Source organism: Microbacterium sp. SA39 (assembly GCF_000967865.1).
Taxonomy (GTDB): Bacteria; Actinomycetota; Actinomycetes; order Actinomycetales; family Microbacteriaceae; genus Microbacterium.
Map to the genome: position 1 here is coordinate 127,229 of NZ_JXRU01000032.1, position 19,133 is coordinate 146,361.

Here is a 19,133-nt window from a genome sequence, read left to right on the forward strand (position 1 = left end):
TCGGTCAAAATCGCTCCCGCAGCCGCACGACGGCGGCGACGATCGCTGCCTCGACCGCGGGCCAGCCGTGGACGACCTGGGCGTAGTCGAAGCGGAGGGTCTCATATCCGAGAACGGATGCCGCGGCATCCCGCACGCGATCGCTGTGTCGCTTCTGATCGCTCTCGTGATTCTCCCTGCCATCCGCCTCGAGGATGAGTCGGCCGCCGATCACGAAGTCCACGCGTCCGACGGTCGGAATATCGATCTGACAGTCGAGCGTGATGTCGAGTAGATGCAGGCGAAGCCTCAGCAACGACTCCGGTCCGCTGTCGGCGTCGTCGCGCGCGAGGTCGATGAGCCAGCGCCCGTTGGACGGGATCCTGGCTCGGATGCGCGCGAGAGCCCGTCTGCGGATCTTGCCCTGGAGGAGCGCGGATACCAGCGCCGCGAAGAAGGTCTCCGCGCCTGAGCAGTGGTACGCGTGCACCAGCGCATCCTCGATCGGGGCGAGACCGAGGACTGCGCGGCCGTCGTAGTAGTGTCCGACGCAGGTGCAGTCCTGGTGGTGGGGTCGCCCATGGCCACCGAGCCAGACATGAGGGTTCGCGTCGTCGTCGAGAACCCAGATGCCGTGGAGGCGCAGAGCGCGTCGGCAGGTCAGCGATCCGCCGTGCTCTGCGGCCGCGACGATGTCGCGCGCCGTCGTCGGGAGCGCGTAGACGCCTTGCCGAACTCGGACGATGGCTCCTGAGGCGACCTCCGCGCGCAGCATCCGGCGTGTCAGACCGAATCGGCTGAGCAGGACGCCCCGCGCGATGCCGCCGTGATGAGTGAGGATGAAGGCGGCCGAATGCATGCATCGATCGTGGTCGATGGGCACCTCGCGGAGAGATCGGGGTGCGAATCTGTGGAGAGTCCTCCGGCCGACCGTCACCTCGTCGGGAGCGGATGCCGATGCCGGGCGTATCAGGCCTAGATCGACCGACGAACCGGAAATCTCCCGACGAAGTGCACGCGACCCGGGCCCCGACCGAGGCCAGCTCGTCAGCGCTCGGCCGGCACCGCCGCTGTCGGAGTCAGCGGCAGACGCACCGTGAAGGTCGTGTCGCCCGGCTCGCTCGCCGCGGTGATCGTGCCGCCGTGACCGTCGACGATCGCCTTGACGATGGCGAGTCCGAGGCCCGTTCCTCCGGTCTGCCGGGCGCGGGAGCTGTCGCCTCGGGCGAAGCGGGCGAAGAGCTCCTCGCGGAGCGCGGGGTCGATGCCTGGTCCGTCGTCGTGCACGCGCAGCACGGCATCGGATCCCTCCTGGCTCACGCTCAGAGTGATGGTCGTCCCTGCAGGCGTGTGCGTCCGGGCGTTGGCGAGCAGGTTCGCGACGACCTGGTGCATCCGTCCCGCGTCGCCGAGGATGGAGACCGGTTCGTCGGGCACGTCGATGACCCAGTGATGGTCGGCGGCGGTAGGGCGGGCATCCGAGAGCCCCTCGAGGGCGAGCTGGGTGAGGTCGACGGTGCCGTAGACCAGTTCACGCCCCTCGTCGAGACGTGCGAGCAGCAGCAGGTCCTCGACGAGCCGGGTCATGCGCAGGGACTGCGCCTGGATGCGCTCCAGAGACGAGGTCGTGCTCTCGATCGCGTCCGGGGCATCCGCTCCGGCCGGATTCTGACGCAGCGCGCGAAGGGACAGCTCCGAATAGCCGCGGATCGACGCGAGGGGCGTGCGGAGTTCGTGGCTCGCATCGGCCACGAACCGGCGCATCTGCTCCTCGTTCTTCTGGCGCGCCGCGAGCGAGGTGTTCACGTGATCGAGGAGCTTGTTCAGCGACGCGCCGACGAGACCGGTCTCCGTGCGCGGGTCGGCTTCGGATGCCGGGACGCGCTCGGTGATGATCACCTCGCCCCGGTCGAGCTGCTGGTTCGCCACCCTGGTCGCGGTCCGAGCGACGGCGCGGAGGGGACGGAGGCTCACACGGATCGTGATCGCCGTCGTGAGGGCGAGCAGAATGAGGCCGCCGATCGTCGCGAGCGCGATCACGGTGAGCAGCTGCGTGAGCTGGTTCTGGATGTCGTCCCGGGGGAGACCGGCGACGACGGCGACGTCGCTGGACGTCGACGTGATGGCGACCCGATACGAGCCGATGTCCTCGATCGCGACATTCGCGACCTGGCTGCCGTCGAGTGCCGCGGCGACCTGCGAGAGCTGTGCCTTCGTGAGGTTCCTCGTGGTGCCGCCGAGATCCACCTCGGTGCCCGAGAAGATGACGCCGCTCGTGCCGCTGACCGGGTTCGAGACGGCGAAGAGCAGCCCTGGCGGCACCTGCGAGAGCGGCCTCTCCAGGATGTTCCCCACGGTCGCGGCGCTCGGCGGGACCTGTCCGACGAGCGCCGCGAGCGCCTTGAGGTTGCCGAAGAGCTTCTGGTCCAGTTGATCCTCGAGGGTGCGGCTGAGCGTTGCGCTGGTGATGACGGCGACGATGACGAGGATCAGCGACACGAACCCGATCACGGCGGTCATCAGCCGTGTCTGCAGGCTCATCGGCCGGTGCGTCATCGCCGCATGGCTCACTGTGGAGCCTTGATCATGTAGCCGACTCCGCGGACCGTGTGCAGCAGGGGCGTGCGTCCTGCGTCGATCTTCTTGCGCAGGTACGAGATGTACAACTCCACGACCGACGACTTGCCGCCGAAGTCGTAGCTCCACACGCGGTCGAGGATCTGGGCCTTCGACAGCACGCGGCGCTCGTTGCGCATCAGGTAGCGGAGCAGCTCGAACTCCGTCGCCGTGAGGTCGATCTCGACGCCGTCGCGCATGACCTCGTGGCTGTCCTCGTTGAGGGTGAGGTCAGCCACGCGCAGGATCGACTGCCCGTCGTCCGCCGTGGCGTGACCCGTGCGACGGATGATGGCGCGCAGACGCGCGATCACCTCCTCCAGGCTGAACGGCTTCGTCACGTAGTCGTCGCCACCCGCGGTGAGGCCGGCCACACGGTCGCCGACGGCATCCTTCGCCGTGAGGAACAGGACCGGGACGAGGCTTCCGGACTCGCGGAGTCGCCGCAGCACGGCCATGCCGTCGAGGTCGGGCATCATGATGTCGAGCACCAGCGCATCCGGCTCGAATTCGCGCGCCACCTGCAGCGCCTCCATGCCGGAGGAGGCAGTGCGCACCTCCCAGCCTTCCATCCGCAGGGCCATCGCCAGAAGGTCCGTGAGCATCTGCTCATCGTCGACGGCGAGGATGCGAAGAGGGGAGCCATCCGGGCGGCGGAGGTCGGGCAGGTCGCTGGTCATGTCTCCATTCTGCGGAATCTCCTATGTGATTTCTATGGGATGCGCTATGCGTTGCCTGGGAGTGATGTCGGCGGCGGTGGCTACCATGACGGCATGACCGACAGCACAGATGCTCTGGCGTCCCCGAGTCACCGTCCCACCTCTGTCGAGGAGGTGGCCGGCATCATCCGAAGCGCGGTGCAGGGGTCCGTCCCGATCACCGTGGTCGCCGGCGGGCACGGCCCCTGGTCGCACGAGCCGGAACCCGGCATTCGCATCGAGCTCGGCGGACTCGCCGGTATCGACGTCGAAGGCACGACCGTCCGCATCGGGGGAGGTGCGGTGTGGGGCGACGTCGCGACGGCACTCGCCGACCACGGGCTCGCGATCAGCTCGGGCGACACGGCGACCGTCGGGGTCGGCGGCCTGACCCTCGGGGGCGGGATCGGCTGGATGGTGCGCGCCTGGGGGCTGGCCGTGGATCAGCTCATCGGCGCTCAGGTCGTGACGGCCTCCGGCGACGTCGTCGAGACCTCGGCCGACGTTCATCCTGACCTCTTCTGGGCTTTGCGCGGAGGGGGAGGCAACTTCGGGGTGGTCACGCGGTTCGATTTCGCCGCTCACCGGCTGCCCGGCATCGCGTTCGCGGAGAGCATCATCGACGGCGATGCGACCGCAGTGCTCCGCGCCGCGCGCGACCTGCTCCGTGAGGCGCCGCGTGAACTCACCGTCACCTTCATGGATGTGCCGCCGATGGACCCCAGTGCGCCGGCGGGTGCTCGGCTGAGCGGGGTCTGGGCCGCACCGGATCCCGACCGCCTGCGCGCCGTGCTCGAGCCGATCTCGGCGATCGGCGGCGTGCACACCGAGATCACGGCACCGGCCTACCGCGACATCCTGATCGAGATGCCCCAGCCCGAGGGGGAGGAGCAGGTGACTCCGCCGGGCTTCATCGGAGGCAACGGGTTGTACGCCGATCTCGACGATCAGCTGATCGAGCGCCTCGTCGCGTTCCGCCGCGCGTATCCGGCATCCGTGGTCTTCCTGCGGTCTCTGGGAGGGGCCTTCGGGGAGGTGCCGCAGGAGGACACCGCCTTCCCCGCGCGTTCAGCGACCTGGTTCGTCATGGCCGGAGCGTTCGACATCCCCGGCCTGGTCGACGACGACACGCGCTCGGCGGTCCGCGCGGACTGGGCGGGTATCGAGACCGGTCGCCTCGCGGAGTACGGCAATTTCGCCGATACCGAGCGGCCGGATGCCGTACCCGGCATGTTCACCGACGAGGCGCTCGTCCGGCTGCGCGAGGTGAAGTCGCGCTGGGACCCGCAGAACGTCTTCCGGCGCAACCACAACATCCTCGTCTGACGCGACGAGGGCCGAACACCTGCGCGGTGTCCGGCCCTCGTCGAACGCGGAAATTCCGGGTCAGTGGGTGTCTTCGGCCTCGATCTCGGTGCGGTCGCCCGACCACTGGGTGTGGAAGGTGCCTTCCTTGTCGATGCGCTTGTAGGTGTGCGCTCCGAAGAAGTCGCGCTGACCCTGCACGAGGGCGGCGGGCAGGCGGTCGGCGCGGATGCCGTCGTAGTACGACAGCGACGACGAGAACGCGGGAGCGGGGATGCCGGCCTGCGCGGCGGTGACCACGACGCGGCGCCAGGACGCCTGGCCGCGCGTGAAGACCTCGGCGAAGTACGGGGCGGTCATCAGGACCGGAAGGTCCGGGTTCTCGGCGTAGGCGTCGGCGATGCGGTTGAGGAACTGGGCGCGGATGATGCAGCCGCCGCGCCAGATCTTCGAGATCGCGCCGAGGTCGATGTTCCACCCGTATTCGGCGGCGCCGGCCCGGATCTCGTCGAAGCCCTGCGAGTACGCGACGATCTTCGACGCATACAGGGCGAGGCGGACGTCTTCGATGAACGCGGCCTCGTCGTCCACTGCGAAGCTGGGTCCCTGAGCCTGTCGAAGGGCATCCGGACCGGGGAGCGAGACGGCGACCGCACGCTGCTCGGGGTGCGACGACAGCGAGCGGGCGAACGTGGCCTCGGCGATGCCGGAGACCGGAACGCCGAGCGACAGCGCGGTCTGCACGGTCCACGCGCCGGTGCCCTTGGCGCCGGCCTGGTCGAGGATCACGTCGACGAGCGGCTTGCCGGTCTCGGCATCCACCTGGCGCAGCACCTCTGCAGTGATCTCGATCAGGTACGACTCCAACTCGCCGGCGTTCCACTCGGCGAAGATGTCGGCGATCTCGGCGGGGGACTTGCCCGTGCCGCGGCGGATGAGGTCGTACGCCTCGGCGATCAGCTGCATGTCGGCGTACTCGATGCCGTTGTGCACCATCTTCACGAAGTGGCCGGCACCGTCGTGGCCGACGTGCGTCACGCACGGCTCGCCCTCGGCGATCGCGGCGATCGACTTCAGGATCGGGCCGAGTGTGATCCAGGATTCGTCCGAGCCGCCGGGCATGATCGAGGGGCCCGTGAGAGCGCCTTCCTCGCCGCCGGAGATCCCGGCGCCGACGAAGTTGATGCCCGTCTCGCGGACCGCCTTCTCGCGGCGGATCGTGTCGGGGAAGTACGCGTTGCCGCCGTCGACGATGATGTCGCCGGGCTCGAACACCTCGACCAGCGAGTCGATCACGGCATCCGTCGGGCCGCCGGCCTTGACCATGATGATCGCGGTGCGCGGCTTCTGCAGCGAGTCGGCGAACTCCTGATACGTGGATGCCGCGACGAACCCGGCCTCGGGGTGGTCGCCGAGAAGGGTCTGCGTCTTCTCATAGCTGCGGTTGAAGATCGCCACGGTGTTTCCCTCGCGGCTTGCGAGGTTGCGGGCGAGGTTCGAACCCATGACGGCGAGTCCGACGACTCCGATGTTCGCTGATGCTTCGGGCACAGATGGCTCCTCGATCGTGAAGAAGGGGTGCTTTCAGCGTATCGCTGTGCGGACCGCCGTTACGCCTGTGTCACGGATTGCGACGAAAGCCCGGCTCGCGCAGCGGAGGACGCGGTCAGGAGGTCATACGCTGGACGCGATCGTCGAAAGAAGGGATCGCCATCGTGAGTTCGGACAACAGGCTACGGGTCGTCGTGGCGGTGCCGCTGCCGGAGGAGCTCTGCCGGCTCATCGAGACGCTCGAACCGCGTGTCGAGGTGATCAGCGATCCGAGTCTGGTGCCGCCGATGCGCGGACCCGCGGACTGGACCGGTGACCCCGACTTCACCCGCACCCCCGAGCAGCAGGCCGCGTTCGATGGACTGGTCGATTCCGCCGACGCGCTCTTCGGCATCCCCGATGTCGACGCCTCCGCACTCGTACGCACCGTGAACGCCAATCCCCGACTTCGCTGGGTCATGACGACGGCGGCCGGCGGCGGCAGCACGGTCAAGGAGGCGCAGCTCTCGCGCACCGACCTCGACCGGATCGTCTTCACCACCAGCGCCGGCGTGCACGGGGGAACGCTCGCCGAGTTCTCGGTGTTCGCCGTGCTGGCCGGAGCGAAGGGGCTTCCGCGCCTCCTGACCGATCAGCGCAGCCGGACCTGGCCCGATCGCTGGCAGATGCGGCAGCTCGACGAGATGACCGTGCTGATCGTGGGTCTCGGCGGCATCGGAGCCGAGTGCGCGCGCCGCTTCCACGCTCTCGGGGCACGAGTGTGGGGCACGACCCGGTCGGGAGACCCCGTGGAGGGTGTGGATCGGCTCGTCCCGCTGGACCGGCTCGTCGATGCGGTGGGCGAGGTCGATGCCATCGTGGTGACGCTCCCCGGGACCGCGCAGACGCACCATCTGATCGGCGAGCAGGTGTTCGCGGCTGTGAAGCCGGGAATGACCATCACGAACGTCGGACGCGGCACGGTCATCGACGAATCAGCGCTGCTCGCCGCGCTCGATGACGGCAGGGTGGCGTTCGCCGGTCTGGACGTCTTCGAGAACGAGCCCCTGGATGCTGCGTCACCGCTGTGGGGTCACCCGAACGTGCTGGTCAGCCCGCACACAGCCGCGCTCAACTCGAACGAGGAGGAGCGCATCGCACGCCGCTTCGCGGAGAACGCCACGCGGCTCCTGGACGGCGCGGAACTCCGCGCAGTGGTCGACACCGTCGAGTTCTACTGAGCGAAGCTGACCGGTGCCGCAGGACTCAGTCCTTGCGGTAGCCGGAGCGCCCCATCGAGAACAGGGCCGCGAAGCTGCCGACGACGGCGCACACGGTCATCCCGCCGATGAGCCAGAGGATTACGTGCGAGAAGAAGGCGCCGTCGAGCATGGGGTACTCCGTGATCTGCAGGAAAGGATCGGTGTCCTCAGCCTATCGGGTCATCCGGTACCATTGACCTAGTACCTCGGCGAGGGATGCTGCTGCGCGTGCGCGGTCATCCGTTATCGACGCGGCGAAGCAAGCCCGGTGGCTTTCCTCACGCGTCTGCGTTCGAGATCACAATTACAAGACCACCGCGCGGCGACTTCGCTGCGTGCCTGAAGGAGAACCTCATGTCTGAAGACACCAAGGTCCACGCCGAGCTCCGCGAGAGCTTCGGCAAGGGCTTCGCTCGCCGCCTCCGCGCCGCGGGCAAGATCCCCGCCGTCATCTACGGTCACGGCACCGAGCCGATCCACGTCGCCCTTCCGGGTCACCAGGTCGCGCTCATCATCCGTCGCGCGAACGCGCTCCTCGAGCTCGACATCGAGGGCAAGGAGCAGCTCGCGCTGGTCAAGGACGTCCAGAAGGACCCCGTGCACCAGATCATCGAGCACATCGACCTGCTCGTCGTGCGCAAGGGCGAGAAGGTCACGATCGACGTTCCCGTCATCGTCACCGGCGAGCCCGCTCCGGGCACGATCGTCAACCAGGACGCGAACACCCTGTCGATCGAGGCTGAGGCCACGCACATCCCGCAGAACCTCGAGGTCTCCGTCGAGGGTCTCGAAGAGGGCGCGCACATCACCGCTGCCGACGTCGTGCTGCCGAAGGGCTCGACCCTGCTGGCCGACCCCGAGGTGCTCGTCGTCGCGATCTCCGTTCCTGCAGAGCAGGACCTGGGTGAAGAGGATGGGGCGGCCGAGGGCGAAGCTGCTGCCGAGGGCGACGCAGCTGCCGCCGAGGACTCCGCCTCGGAGTGATCTCCGACAGTTTCAGGGCAGAGGGGACGCGATCGCATCGCGTCCCCTCTGTCGTATCCTGACCGGGTCCGTGGCCGGACGCGGCGTGAAAGGACGAGGACATGTCATCCACCTGGCTCGTGGTGGGTCTGGGCAATCCCGGCCCGCGCTATGAGAGCACCCGGCACAACGTCGGTCAGATGGTCGTCGACGAGATCGCGGCGCGGCGCCGTGAGAGCTTCCGCGAGCACAAGGGTGGAGCGCGAGTCGTCGAGACGTGGTTGCGTCCCGGTGGCGACAAGCTGGTGCTCGCCAAGCCGAACTCGTTCATGAACGTGTCGGGCACGCCCGTGGCGGCGCTCGCGCGCTTCTACTCGGTTCCCGCGGAGCAGGTCATCGTCGTGCACGACGAACTCGATATCCCGTTCGACACCGTGAAGCTCAAGAGCGGTGGCGGCCACGGCGGTCACAACGGAGTGCGCGACGTGGCACGTGCTCTCGGCACGCCGGACTTCCCTCGCGTGCGCGTCGGCATCGGTCGCCCCGCGGGTCGTCAGGATCCCGCCGATTGGGTGCTCGCGCCGTTCGGCAAGGAGGAGAGGCCCAACCTGCCGATCCTGGTGTCGGATGCCGCGGACGCGGTAGAGCTCCTCGTCGCCGAAGGTCTGCTCGCTGCTCAGCAGAAACACCACGCGCCACGGTGACGCGGCATCGCTTCGTCAGCTCGCGAAATCGATGAAGCCTGCGGCGCTGCCGGTCGAGAACGCGATCGTGAGCACCACGAAGAAGATCATCGGCGCGATCACGGCTACGACGAGTGCGGCGATGCCCGCGCCGCGACCCTGCTTCTTCCTGATCGCGATGATGCCGATCACGATCGCGGCGATCCCGAGAATGGTGCCGGTCCAGAACGACAGCTCTGCCCACAGCACCTGGTCCCGAGCGGGCGAGAGCACGCTGAGGACATCGTCGCTCGTGGTGGAGATCCCCTGGGGGAGACGCCGTCCGATCTCGAAGCCGGCGACCCCGACGACGATCGGCGTGACGACGGCAGCGACGACCGCGAGGATCAGGGCGAGGATCCCGAGGAAGCCGGAAGCACGCGGGGACGCATCGGGCACCACGTAGGCTCCGGCGGGCGCCGCGTAGCCACCGACCGGCACCTGGTATGCCCCGGGAGGCGCGGCCTGAGGTACGGCGACGGAGGCTGGGGGAGACGCCGGGTAGGCGGGAGCGGACGGATATGCAGGCGCCGGATAGGCGGGTGCGGCGGGTGCGCCCTGATACGCCGGCGGAGGCGGCGGCACGGCACCGAACGGCGCGGGAGGCACGGGTGGTACGGCGCCGGACGGGGGAGGCAGCTGCGGATCTGTCACGCCCCCATCCTAGAGGCCGTGCCGGTTCACACGCGGCGGAGCAGACCCACCCGGTCGTAGACGTCGGACAGCGTCTTGTCGGCGACGGCATCCGCTCGTCCGGCGTTCTCCGCGAGGATGCGGTCGAGCTCGGCGGGGTCGTCCAGAAGCTCCAGGGCGCGTGCACGAACCGGTTCGAACTCGCTAACGACGACCTCGGCCAGGCCCTTCTTGAAGTCGCCGTAGCCGCGGCCAGCGTACTCGTCCTCGATGGCTGCGACCTGACGACCCGAGAGTGCCGCGTAGATCGTCAGGAGGTTCGAGACACCGGGCTTGTTCTCCCGATCGAAGCGCACCGAGCCCTCGTTGTCGGTCACGGCGCGCATGATCTTCTTGGCCGACTTCGCGGGATCGTCGAGCATCCACAGCACGCCGGCGTCGCTCTCTGCGGACTTCGACATCTTCGACGTCGGATTCTGCAGATCGTAGATGCGGGCGGTCTCCTTCTGGATGACCGGCACCGGCACCGTGAACGTGGCCCCGAAGCGCGTGTTGAACCGGTCGGCGAGGTCGCGCGTGAGCTCGACGTGCTGCTTCTGATCGTCGCCGACCGGCACCACATCGGTCTGGTAGAGCAGGATGTCGGCGGCCATCAGGACCGGGTACGTGAACAGGCCGACACTCGTCTGGTCCTGCCCGTAGCGGGCCGACTTGTCCTTGAACTGCGTCATGCGGCCGGCCTCGCCGAAGCCGGTGATGGTGCTCAGGATCCAGGCGAGCTCGGCGTGAGCGCGCACGTGCGACTGCACGTACAGCGTCGACTTCGACGGCTCGATGCCTGCCGCGATGTACTGCGCCGCGGTGCGCCGCGTCTTCTCGCGCAGCTCGGCCGGGTCCTGCGCGACGGTGAGTGCGTGCAGGTCGACGACGGAGAAGTACGCGTCGTACGAGGTCTGCAGGTCACGCCACTGGAGGAGCGCGCCGATGTAGTTGCCGATCTGGAGGGAGTCGGCAGAGGGCTGCATTCCGGAGTACAGGCGAGGTTTCGTCACGACACCAATCCTATGGGGATGCCGGTGACCGGTCTGCGTCCGACAGCGTTCTACGCTGTGGGCATGACGACTGATCCCCAGACACCGGCGCAGCACGCGCGGTGGGACGGGCGGTTCTCCGCGATCGTCTCGACCGGCATGTGGGAGAACGGCGCTTCGCAGTTCCGGTACGAGCTCGGTCTCGGCATCCACGCCATTCGCGAAACCGGCGTCTCTCTGGGAGATCGTGAGGGCCGGAACGGCGAGCGGACCTCGGCGCTCGCGTTCGACTCGGCGGATCGGCTGTCGCCGCTCGCGGAGGTCAGCGCGTGAGCGGCGGCGGGGGAGCGTTCGACCGGGCTCTCGGCGACGAGACGGTGAAGCCGACGCGCGAAGAGGTGCGCGAATGATCGCACGCGGCGAGGTCTTCCTGCGGGCGCTCGGCGAGGACGCGCAGCGCCTGCATCCTGAGATCCTGACCCAGATGCAGGCGGTCGTGCCGGCGGATCGCGCGGAGGGCGTGTTCGCCGTCGCAGGCAGCCGCTTCGGACAGCTGGGTGCGCTCGCGCTGCCGGTCGTGGGATCGCAGATGCTCGTCACGCGATTCGGGCGCGATGTGCCGTTCACCCTCTCGATGCGTGCCGAGCGCGATGCTCTCGGCCGGCCGACCCTCGACACCACTCGCGAGTTCCGCTTCCCCGGGTCAGCGCAGCGCATCACCGACCGGCTCACGACGAGCGTGGTTCCTGGGTTGGTGCGCAACCTCCTCGGAGCGCGGGGGCGCGTCGAGCTCATCGAGGAGTGCAGCGTCACAGATGAAGGCGCCCTGCGCATGCAGACCCGTCGTATCGCCCTTCGGCTCGGAGGTCGACGGTTCGCGCTGCGCGGCATCCTCGGCATCTCGGTCGATCTGGAGGACGGCTGGGACGAGGTGCACGGCCGTCGGACCATCTCGATGCGAGCCCGACACCCGCTCCTCGGCACCGTTCTCGAGTACCGCGGCTGGTACCGGCTGATCGACTCAGAAGGAGTTCCGGCGTCGTCGTAGAATGCCGTCCATGACCCGCACGCAGAGTCCTGCCGGCGGCCGCCTCGTACGGATCGTCGGGATGGTGCTGACAGCGGTGTTCGGCGTCACATTCCTGTGCTTCGCGTGGATGACGCTGAGCAGCCGCTTCGGTGGAGGTACCGGTGATCCGCATGGATACGTGCTGATCTTCGGGACGTTCCTGGCGCTGCTCGCAGGACTCGCCCTCGCGTTCGTCGTGCCGTTGGTCTTCCGCTCCGGAAGCCGCGGCACCGCCTACTCCGTGAGCCTGGTCGCCTACGTGGTCGTCGCGGCGGGGTTGATCGCGGCTCTGCTCACCGCTTGAGATCGCCCGGTCGGCCTGGGCTCGTTCAATACGTGTAGTCGACCACGACCGGTGCGTGATCGCTCCAGCGCTGATCGTACGCGACAGCACGAGCGACCTGGTACGTCTGCACCCGCTCGGCGAGGGACGGAGTCGCGAGGTGGTAATCGATGCGCCATCCCGAGTCGTTGTCGAACGCCTGTCCGCGCATCGACCACCAGGTGTACGGCCCGTCCACCTCACCGTGGAAGCGGCGACCGATGTCCACCCATCCGAGGCCCGGACCCACCGAGCCGTCGACGCCGGTGACCTGCGTGCCGGCCTCGCCGAGGAATCGGTCGAAGTACGCGCGCTCCCGGGGGAGGAAACCCGCCTTCTTGCGGTTGCCGCGCCAGTTCTTGATGTCTAGCTCTCGGTGACCCACGTTCAGGTCGCCGGTCACCAGCGCCAGCGCGCCGCCGGCGCCCAGCTCGGCCAGACGGATGCCGAATGCGTCGAGGAACTTCCACTTCTCGTCCTGCTTGGGAGTGTCGGCCTCGCCGGAGTGCACGTACGCGCTCACGACGGTGAGAGGACGGTCGCCGATCAGGAAGTCCGCCTCGATCCAGCGCCCCTTGGAGTCGAAGTCCTCGGGGCCGAAGTCGGTGCGCGAGGCGAGAGCAGGAACGCGGCTGGCGATCGCGACACCGGCACGACCCTTGGCCACCGCCTCGTCGTGAACGAAGGTCCACCCCGGAAGGGCCGCCTCGAGGTGCTCGTCCTGCCCGCGGACCTCCTGCAGGGTCAGGATGTCGATGTCTGCCGCATCGAGCCACGCGCCCATTCCGTTGCGAGCCGCCGCCCGGATCCCGTTGACATTGACCGTGGCGATACGCAGATGAGGCATGGACACAAGCCTAACGAGGGCCGCCGACATCCCGAGACGAGCGGTGCACCTCGCTCAGCAGACGCCGGGCGAAGGGAGGACCCGGATCCGCGGGAGGAGGCGCTGACGCCTCGACGGCCGCGAGTTGCGCCTCTGCCGTACGGACGGCCCTTTCCGCCTGCCACCCCCGGTACCACGGCGCGGCGTCTCGCGCGGCCTGGGCCTCCCGCACGCGGATGTGCGCCGCCTGAAGAAGCGTCTCATGCTCGGCCCTGCGTCGCTCCGCCTCCGTCTGCGTCAGGAGCGGGAGATCCCGGTCCTGCGCGGCCACCGCGATCCACGAGGACGCCACCAGCATGACCACTCCGTTGATACGGAACCACAGCAGCAGACCGATGAAGATCGCGAACGTCGCCAGCAGAGGATTCGACGGCGTGTAGCTCAGCAGGAACCCCGCGCCGAACTGGAGGAGGGTCATCGCGCCGCCGCCGAGAAGAGAGCCGGGCCAGATGACCCGCCACTGCAGCGACGTACCGGTGAGAAAACGCACCATGGCCGCGAGTGCGGCCGACATCATCGCGAAGGAGATCAGCACCGTCCCGATGCGGATGCTGATGTTCAAGCCGTCCGAACCTCCGTCCCAGCGCAGCAGGCTGAGGATCCAGCTCAGCGCCACGGCGCTCGCAGAGCTGAGGAGCGAACCGAGGATCAGCGCGACGCCGAAGATCAGTGCGGCGAGCAGGTCGCGCGCTTTCAGGATCACGTAGCTGCGGGTGTCCGGCGGCAGTCCGAAGATGTCCCTGGTGGCGCGTCGCGAGAACGTCACCCACCCGATGGCCGTCCAGATGACCGTGCCGAGAGCGATCAGGCCGGTGATGCCCAGAACCCCTGTCGTGCTCGCCGCGATCTCCTGCACCTGCTCGGGCGTGACGACGCCCCCCTGCTCCTGGATCAGGTTCGGGATGTAGCTGTTGATGATCTCGATCATGCCGTCGACCGCCTCGGTGCTGCCGCCGAGCCAGAGGCCGGCTATGGCGAAGGCGAGATAGATCGCGGCGAAGATGGCGAAGAGCGCCTGGTAGCTCACGCCTGCTGCGAGCAGGAACCCGTTGTGCTGCAGGAAATGACGCCAGACGCGCACCGGGAACAGCCCGAGAGTTCGCCTCGTCAGCAGGGTCGCGCGCTCGACAGCCGCGTCGAGGCGACCGGGCTCGGCTGCAGCGCGATCGGGATCTGACACGTCCTCACCCTATCCACACAGCGATAACGGGCGGGATCCCTCGAGGGATCCCGCCCGTTATCGTCACTCGGAGGCCGTCAGGGACGGCCCCGGAGGACCGCCTGCTTCACCTCGGCGATGGCCTTGGTGACCTCGATGCCGCGAGGGCACGCCTCGGAGCAGTTGAAGGTCGTGCGGCAACGCCAGACGCCTTCCTTGTCGTTGAGGATGTCGAGGCGGACAGCCGCGTTGTCGTCGCGCGAGTCGAAGATGAAGCGGTGCGCGTTGACGATCGCGGCCGGGCCGAAGTACTGTCCGTCGGTCCAGAACACGGGGCACGACGAGGTGCACGCGGCGCACAGGATGCACTTCGTGGTGTCGTCGAAGATCTCGCGGTCGGCGATCGACTGAACGCGCTCCTTGCCCTTCTCCGGCACGGAGCTCGCGACGAGGAACGGCTGCACCTCGCGGTAGGAGGCGAAGAACGGCTCCATGTCGACGATGAGGTCTTTCTCGAGCGGCAGGCCCTTGATGGCCTCGACGTAGATCGGCTTCGAGATGTCGAGATCCTTGATCAGCGTCTTGCAGGCCAGGCGGTTGCGGCCGTTGATGCGCATGGCGTCGGAGCCGCAGATGCCGTGGGCGCAGGAGCGCCGGAAGCTCAGCGAACCGTCGACCTCCCACTTGATCTTGTGCAGCGCGTCGAGGACCCGGTCCGTGGAGTAGAGCTCCACGTCGTAGTCCACCCAATGCGGCTCGGCGTCGACCTCGGGGTCGAAGCGACGGATGTTGAAGGTGACGATGAACGACTGGATGGCCGGTTCTTCGGTCGTGCTCGCCGGGGATTCTGCGATGGCGGTGGACATGCTCAGTACTTCCTCTCCATCGGCGGGTAGTTGAACTCGCCCTGCTCGTTCTTGGTGAACACCACGGGCTTCCAGTCGAGCTTGATGTGGTCGCTCGGCGTCGACGAATGCGGGTCGCCGGTCAGGTAGGCCATCGTGTGCTGCATGTACTTCTCGTCGTCGCGCTGCGGGAAGTCGTCGCGCATGTGCCCGCCGCGGCTCTCCTTGCGGTTCTGCGCCGCGTAGACCACGACCTCGGCGATGTCGAGCAGGAAGCCCAGCTCGACGGCCTCGAGGAGGTCGGTGTTGAACCGCTTGCCCTTGTCGTCGACATGGATGTTCATGTAGCGGTCGCGCAGCTCCTTGATGACGCCGAGCACGTGCTCGAGGGACTCGTGGGTGCGGAACACCTGGGCGCCCTTGTCCATCTCGTCCTGGAGTGCCTTGCGCAGCACGGCGATGCGCTCGGTGCCCTGGTTGTTGCGCAGGTCCTCGAGCATGCCGGAGACGAAGCCGGCCGGGTTCTCCGGCAGCGGCACGAAGTCCGCCGTCTTGACGTACTCGACGGCCTTGCGTCCTGCGCGCTTGCCGAACACGTTGATGTCGAGGAGGGAGTTGGTGCCCAGGCGGTTCGCGCCGTGCACGGAAACGCAGGCGCACTCGCCGGCGGCGTACAGCCCCGGGACGACCGTGGTGTTGTCCGCGAGGACCTCGGCGTCGTTGTTGGTGGGGATGCCGCCCATCGCGTAGTGCGCGGTCGGCATCACGGGCACCGGCTCGACGACCGGGTCGACTCCCAGGTACGTGCGGGCGAACTCGGTGATGTCGGGGAGCTTGGTCTCGAGAACCTCGGCGCCCAGGTGCGTGCAGTCGAGGAGGACGTAGTCCTTGTGCGGGCCTGCGCCGCGTCCTTCGGCCACCTCCTGCACCATGCAGCGCGCGACGATGTCACGCGGAGCGAGGTCCTTGATGGTGGGCGCATAGCGTTCCATGAACCGCTCGCCCGAAGCGTTGCGGAGGATCGCACCCTCGCCTCGCGCGCCCTCGGTGAGGAGGATGCCGAGACCGGCGAGCCCGGTCGGGTGGAACTGGAAGAACTCGAGGTCCTCGAGGGGCAGGCCCTTGCGCCAGACGATGCCCACGCCGTCACCGGTGAGGGTGTGCGCATTGGAGGTCGTCTTGAAGATCTTGCCGAAACCGCCGGTCGCGAAGATGACGGCCTTGGCCTGGAAGACGTGCAGCTCACCCGTGGCGAGGTCGTAGGCCACGACGCCCGAGACCTGCGTCTTGCCGTCGGCATCCTTCACCGTCAGCAGATCGAGCACGTAGAACTCGTTGAAGAAGTTGATGCCGAGCTTGACGCAGTTCTGGAACAGCGTCTGCAGGATCATGTGGCCCGTGCGGTCGGCCGCGTAGCAGGCGCGTCGCACCGGCGTCTTGCCGTGCTCGGCGGTGTGGCCGCCGAAGCGGCGCTGGTCGATCTTGCCCTCGGGCGTGCGGTTGAAGGGCAGGCCCATGTTCTCGAGGTCGATGACCGCGTCGATGGCCTCCTTCGCGAGGATCTCCGCAGCATCCTGGTCGACGAGGTAGTCGCCGCCCTTGACGGTGTCGAAGGTGTGCCACTCCCAGGAATCCTCTTCGACGTTGGCGAGTGCTGCCGCCATGCCGCCCTGTGCTGCGCCGGTGTGCGAACGCGTGGGGTAGAGCTTCGAGATCACCGCCGTGTTCGCGCCCGAGCCGGCCTCGATGGCTGCCCGCATCCCGGCGCCTCCGGCGCCGACGATGACGATGTCGAACTGGTGGTAATGAACGCCGTCGCGGACGACGGAATCCTGGGTCTCAGTGGTCACTTCTCGTATGCCTTCTCTTCTACTTGCCCAGCGTCTGGCACTGTTCCCACAGTGTGCTCGACTCGGTGACACCCAAGCAGGGGTCGAACGTGAACACGACGAGCGTGCCGAGCAGGATCAGGAGACCTGCGGCGAGGCCGAGCGCCCAGGTCAGCGCCTTGCGAGCGGTGTTGTTCGTGACGTAGTCGTTCACGATGGTGCGCATGCCGTTGGCGCCGTGAAGCAGTGCCAGCCAGAGCATGATGACATCCCACCACTGCCAGAACGGCGTGGCGAACTTGCCGGCGATGAACGCGAAGTCGAGGGCGTGGATGCCGTCGCCGACCATGAGGTTGATGAAGAGGTGGCCGAAGATCAGCACGACGAGCACGACGCCCGAGGCGCGCATGAAGATCCAGCCCCATTTCTCGAGGTTGAAACCGCGCTGACGGCGGTTCGGGGCGGCGACGGTCTGCGTGGCCATCACTCTCCTCCTCCGAAGCCGGCGAAGGCGAGCATGAGGTGACGCGGCACGAAACCGGCCATGATGACGACCCACACAGCCAGGACGCCCCAGAAGAGCTGACGCTGATACTGAGCGCCCTTCGACCAGAAGTCGATGGCGATGATCCGGAGGCCGTTCATCGCGTGGAACACGATGCCGGCGACCAGGACGACTTCGCCGAGGGCCATGATCGGATTCTTGTACGTGCCGATGACGGCGTTGTACGCCTCCGGCGACACCCTGATCAGCGCCGTGTCGAGCACGTGCACCAACAGGAAGAAGAAGATGGCGACTCCGGTGATGCGATGAAGCACCCACGACCACATGCCCTCGCGACCCCGATACAGGGTGCCGCGCGGTGTCTTGGAAGTGGTTTCCGAAATCGACGGTGTCAAGCGAGCGCTCGTGGACACGGTCGTCCTCCCTGGATCGATGTGAATCGGTCGCGTGCTGCGCAGGTGTCAGGCACGCCCGATCGCTGTCCATCCTATTCCCGTCTCAGCAGGGGAGCGACGAAGGGGAGCCTAAGTCCTCTCGACGTCGAGAGAGTTCGAGGTGCGACTCGCGAGGGAGAGAACGGAGAGGGCGCCCGATACGCTGGCACGATGACCTCGCCCATCCCCGACTTCTATGCGGTGATCCCCGCCGGCGGCATCGGCAGCAGACTGTGGCCGCTCTCGCGCGCGGATGCGCCCAAGTTCCTGCACGACCTCACCGGATCCGGGCACTCGCTGCTGCGCGACACCTGGGATCGGCTGGTGCCGCTCACGGGGCCGGATCGGATCGCGGTCGTGACCGGCCGTGCGCACCGTGCTGCCGTCGAGGCCGAACTCCCCGGCATCGCGGATCTCAACGTGTTCCTGGAGTCGGAGCCGCGCGAATCGGCTGCGGCGATCGGGCTCGCCGCAGCGATCCTGCATCGGCGCGACCCCGACGTGATCATCGGCTCGTTCAGTGCGGATCACGTCATCCGCGGCACTCGCGTGTTCGAGTTCGCCGTCCGCGACGCGGTCGAGGTCGCTCGCGAGGGCTACATCTGCACGATCGGCATCGCCCCGACGGAGCCGGCGATCGGATTCGGCTACATCAAGAAGGGTCCGGAGCTCGTGGTCGAGCGCGCGCGGGAGGCTGCTCTCGTCGAGAGCTTCGTCGAGAAGCCCGACCTGGAGACCGCGAAGGCCTACCTCGCCGATCGGGGGTACCTGTGGAACGCGGGCATGTTCATCGCCAAAGCGAGCGTGCTGCTGGAGGAGCTGGAGTCCAACGAGCCCGACCTGCATGCGGGCCTGATGGAACTGGCCGAGGCATGGGACGACCGTGAGCGCCGCGGTCCCGCGGTCGACCGGATCTGGCCCCGTCTGAAGAAGATCGCGATCGACTACGCCGTCGCGGAACCCGCAGCCCGGCGTGGGCGGCTCGCGGTCGTGCCCGGTCACTTCGACTGGGACGACGTCGGCGACTTCGCATCCCTGACCAAGCTGATCACGAACGGGCGCAAGAACGACCTCGCTGTTCTCGGTCCGAACGCCAGGGTGCTGTCGGATGCCGCGAGCGGGATCCTGGTGAGTCAGACGTCTCGGGTGATCAGCCTCGTCGGAGTGCAGGACATCGTGGTCGTCGACACACCAGACGCGCTGCTGGTCACCACGGTGCAGCACGCACAGAGGGTGAAGGGCGTCGTCGAGTCGCTCAAGCTCAACGGGCAGGGCGATGTGCTCTGATGAGCAGAGGCCGATGCTCATCGGCCGGGTTGATTTCAGCTTGGTAACCATTCGCCAG

At 67.7% G+C, this 19,133-nt stretch carries 21 protein-coding genes; 8 read left to right on the forward strand and 13 right to left on the reverse strand.

The window, feature by feature from the left end; genetic code table 11:
* Positions 1 to 4 precede the first annotated feature (4 nt).
* The 3 genes from RS85_RS08315 to RS85_RS08325 all read right to left on the reverse strand — a co-directional run bounded on the left by RS85_RS08315 (position 5) and on the right by RS85_RS08325 (position 3,275).
* Positions 5 to 838, reverse strand: coding sequence for a type IV toxin-antitoxin system AbiEi family antitoxin domain-containing protein (locus RS85_RS08315; RefSeq protein ID WP_052703490.1), 834 nt, complete (start codon positions 836 to 838; stop codon positions 5 to 7).
* Between the two features lie 188 nt (positions 839 to 1,026).
* Complete coding sequence (locus RS85_RS08320; RefSeq protein WP_082087554.1) at positions 1,027 to 2,520, reverse strand: sensor histidine kinase; 1,494 nt, start codon at positions 2,518 to 2,520, stop codon at positions 1,027 to 1,029.
* A gap of 26 nt (positions 2,521 to 2,546) precedes the next feature.
* Positions 2,547 to 3,275, reverse strand: coding sequence for a response regulator transcription factor (locus RS85_RS08325; RefSeq protein WP_046012964.1), 729 nt, complete (start codon positions 3,273 to 3,275; stop codon positions 2,547 to 2,549).
* Between the two features lie 93 nt (positions 3,276 to 3,368).
* Here RS85_RS08325 and RS85_RS08330 point away from each other — a divergent pair, with 93 nt between their 5' ends.
* Entirely contained in the window at positions 3,369 to 4,619 is a 1,251-nt protein-coding gene (locus RS85_RS08330; RefSeq protein WP_082087543.1) for an FAD-binding oxidoreductase, read from the forward strand.
* A 60-nt stretch (positions 4,620 to 4,679) separates the two neighbouring features.
* Here the strand turns inward: RS85_RS08330 and gndA are convergent, their stop codons facing one another.
* Entirely contained in the window at positions 4,680 to 6,149 is a 1,470-nt protein-coding gene (gene gndA / locus RS85_RS08335; protein ID WP_046012965.1) for an NADP-dependent phosphogluconate dehydrogenase, read from the reverse strand.
* 164 nt (positions 6,150 to 6,313) lie between these two features.
* On the opposite strand from gndA, the gene RS85_RS08340 reads away from it, so the two are divergent.
* On the forward strand, positions 6,314 to 7,369 hold the full coding sequence (locus tag RS85_RS08340; RefSeq protein ID WP_082087544.1) for a D-2-hydroxyacid dehydrogenase: 1,056 nt from the start codon (positions 6,314 to 6,316) through the stop codon (positions 7,367 to 7,369).
* A gap of 25 nt (positions 7,370 to 7,394) precedes the next feature.
* Here the strand turns inward: RS85_RS08340 and RS85_RS20135 are convergent, their stop codons facing one another.
* The gene (locus RS85_RS20135; protein ID WP_268748004.1) at positions 7,395 to 7,520 is read right to left on the reverse strand and encodes a hypothetical protein; all 126 of its coding nucleotides are present in this window, start codon (positions 7,518 to 7,520) and stop codon (positions 7,395 to 7,397) included.
* Positions 7,521 to 7,744: 224 nt separating this feature from the next.
* Between RS85_RS20135 and RS85_RS08345 the strand changes: the two genes are divergently transcribed.
* Entirely contained in the window at positions 7,745 to 8,374 is a 630-nt protein-coding gene (locus RS85_RS08345) for a 50S ribosomal protein L25/general stress protein Ctc (RefSeq protein ID WP_046012966.1), read from the forward strand.
* Between the two features lie 101 nt (positions 8,375 to 8,475).
* Positions 8,476 to 9,057, forward strand: coding sequence for an aminoacyl-tRNA hydrolase (pth, locus tag RS85_RS08350; protein WP_046012967.1), 582 nt, complete (start codon positions 8,476 to 8,478; stop codon positions 9,055 to 9,057).
* Between the two features lie 15 nt (positions 9,058 to 9,072).
* Here pth and RS85_RS08355 read toward each other — a convergent pair whose 3' ends face one another.
* Positions 9,073 to 9,729 carry a hypothetical protein gene (locus tag RS85_RS08355; protein ID WP_046012968.1) on the reverse strand — a complete coding sequence of 219 codons (657 nt, stop codon included), beginning with the start codon at positions 9,727 to 9,729 and terminating at the stop codon, positions 9,073 to 9,075.
* Between the two features lie 26 nt (positions 9,730 to 9,755).
* Positions 9,756 to 10,760 (reverse strand): tryptophan--tRNA ligase, encoded by a 1,005-nt coding sequence (gene trpS, locus RS85_RS08360; RefSeq protein ID WP_082087545.1) that lies wholly within the window; start codon positions 10,758 to 10,760, stop codon positions 9,756 to 9,758.
* Between the two features lie 63 nt (positions 10,761 to 10,823).
* On the opposite strand from trpS, the gene RS85_RS08365 reads away from it, so the two are divergent.
* The 3 genes from RS85_RS08365 (at position 10,824) to RS85_RS08375 (ending at position 12,112) form a co-directional block, all read left to right on the forward strand.
* A complete protein-coding gene (locus tag RS85_RS08365; RefSeq protein ID WP_152642368.1) occupies positions 10,824 to 11,072 on the forward strand; it encodes a hypothetical protein in 249 nt (82 codons plus the stop codon).
* Positions 11,073 to 11,145: 73 nt separating this feature from the next.
* Positions 11,146 to 11,787: a DUF4166 domain-containing protein gene (locus tag RS85_RS08370; protein ID WP_046012970.1), complete on the forward strand. Its 642-nt coding sequence runs from the start codon at positions 11,146 to 11,148 to the stop codon at positions 11,785 to 11,787.
* Between the two features lie 10 nt (positions 11,788 to 11,797).
* Positions 11,798 to 12,112: a hypothetical protein gene (locus RS85_RS08375; protein ID WP_152642369.1), complete on the forward strand. Its 315-nt coding sequence runs from the start codon at positions 11,798 to 11,800 to the stop codon at positions 12,110 to 12,112.
* 25 nt (positions 12,113 to 12,137) lie between these two features.
* Here RS85_RS08375 and RS85_RS08380 read toward each other — a convergent pair whose 3' ends face one another.
* The 6 genes from RS85_RS08380 to sdhC all read right to left on the reverse strand — a co-directional run bounded on the left by RS85_RS08380 (position 12,138) and on the right by sdhC (position 17,767).
* Positions 12,138 to 12,977, reverse strand: coding sequence for an exodeoxyribonuclease III (locus tag RS85_RS08380; protein ID WP_046012971.1), 840 nt, complete (start codon positions 12,975 to 12,977; stop codon positions 12,138 to 12,140).
* Positions 12,978 to 12,987: 10 nt separating this feature from the next.
* Positions 12,988 to 14,196, reverse strand: coding sequence for a YihY/virulence factor BrkB family protein (locus tag RS85_RS08385; protein ID WP_046012972.1), 1,209 nt, complete (start codon positions 14,194 to 14,196; stop codon positions 12,988 to 12,990).
* A gap of 77 nt (positions 14,197 to 14,273) precedes the next feature.
* Positions 14,274 to 15,041, reverse strand: a complete 768-nt coding sequence (locus RS85_RS08390; RefSeq protein ID WP_046012973.1) for a succinate dehydrogenase iron-sulfur subunit — start codon at positions 15,039 to 15,041, stop codon at positions 14,274 to 14,276.
* Positions 15,042 to 15,043: 2 nt separating this feature from the next.
* Entirely contained in the window at positions 15,044 to 16,870 is a 1,827-nt protein-coding gene (gene sdhA, locus RS85_RS08395) for a succinate dehydrogenase flavoprotein subunit (protein WP_046012974.1), read from the reverse strand.
* Positions 16,871 to 16,889: 19 nt separating this feature from the next.
* Positions 16,890 to 17,333, reverse strand: coding sequence for a succinate dehydrogenase hydrophobic membrane anchor subunit (locus RS85_RS08400; RefSeq protein ID WP_046012975.1), 444 nt, complete (start codon positions 17,331 to 17,333; stop codon positions 16,890 to 16,892).
* Positions 17,333 to 17,767: a succinate dehydrogenase, cytochrome b556 subunit gene (gene sdhC, locus RS85_RS08405; RefSeq protein ID WP_082087547.1), complete on the reverse strand. Its 435-nt coding sequence runs from the start codon at positions 17,765 to 17,767 to the stop codon at positions 17,333 to 17,335. The genes RS85_RS08400 and sdhC overlap by 1 nt, the downstream gene beginning before the upstream one ends.
* Positions 17,768 to 17,959: 192 nt before the next feature.
* On the opposite strand from sdhC, the gene RS85_RS08410 reads away from it, so the two are divergent.
* Positions 17,960 to 19,075 carry a mannose-1-phosphate guanylyltransferase gene (locus RS85_RS08410; protein WP_046012977.1) on the forward strand — a complete coding sequence of 372 codons (1,116 nt, stop codon included), beginning with the start codon at positions 17,960 to 17,962 and terminating at the stop codon, positions 19,073 to 19,075.
* Positions 19,076 to 19,133 lie beyond the last annotated feature (58 nt).

What these genes read in the sequence shown, in the direction of transcription:
- RS85_RS08330 (WP_082087543.1), top strand. Translation starts at nt 3,369, where the DNA reads ATGACCGACAGCACAGATGCTCTGGCGTCCCCGAGTCACCGTCCCACC.
- RS85_RS08375 (WP_152642369.1), top strand. Translation starts at nt 11,798, where the DNA reads ATGACCCGCACGCAGAGTCCTGCCGGCGGCCGCCTCGTACGGATCGTC.
- RS85_RS08320 (WP_082087554.1), bottom strand. Translation starts at nt 2,520, where the DNA reads ATGAGCCTGCAGACACGGCTGATGACCGCCGTGATCGGGTTCGTGTCG.
- RS85_RS08380 (WP_046012971.1), bottom strand. Translation starts at nt 12,977, where the DNA reads ATGCCTCATCTGCGTATCGCCACGGTCAATGTCAACGGGATCCGGGCG.
- RS85_RS08390 (WP_046012973.1), bottom strand. Translation starts at nt 15,041, where the DNA reads ATGTCCACCGCCATCGCAGAATCCCCGGCGAGCACGACCGAAGAACCG.
- RS85_RS08325 (WP_046012964.1), bottom strand. Translation starts at nt 3,275, where the DNA reads ATGACCAGCGACCTGCCCGACCTCCGCCGCCCGGATGGCTCCCCTCTT.
- RS85_RS08400 (WP_046012975.1), bottom strand. Translation starts at nt 17,333, where the DNA reads ATGGCCACGCAGACCGTCGCCGCCCCGAACCGCCGTCAGCGCGGTTTC.
- RS85_RS08315 (WP_052703490.1), bottom strand. Translation starts at nt 838, where the DNA reads ATGCATTCGGCCGCCTTCATCCTCACTCATCACGGCGGCATCGCGCGG.
- pth (WP_046012967.1), top strand. Translation starts at nt 8,476, where the DNA reads ATGTCATCCACCTGGCTCGTGGTGGGTCTGGGCAATCCCGGCCCGCGC.
- RS85_RS08365 (WP_152642368.1), top strand. Translation starts at nt 10,824, where the DNA reads ATGACGACTGATCCCCAGACACCGGCGCAGCACGCGCGGTGGGACGGG.
- RS85_RS20135 (WP_268748004.1), bottom strand. Translation starts at nt 7,520, where the DNA reads ATGCTCGACGGCGCCTTCTTCTCGCACGTAATCCTCTGGCTCATCGGC.
- RS85_RS08370 (WP_046012970.1), top strand. Translation starts at nt 11,146, where the DNA reads ATGATCGCACGCGGCGAGGTCTTCCTGCGGGCGCTCGGCGAGGACGCG.
- RS85_RS08345 (WP_046012966.1), top strand. Translation starts at nt 7,745, where the DNA reads ATGTCTGAAGACACCAAGGTCCACGCCGAGCTCCGCGAGAGCTTCGGC.
- RS85_RS08410 (WP_046012977.1), top strand. Translation starts at nt 17,960, where the DNA reads ATGACCTCGCCCATCCCCGACTTCTATGCGGTGATCCCCGCCGGCGGC.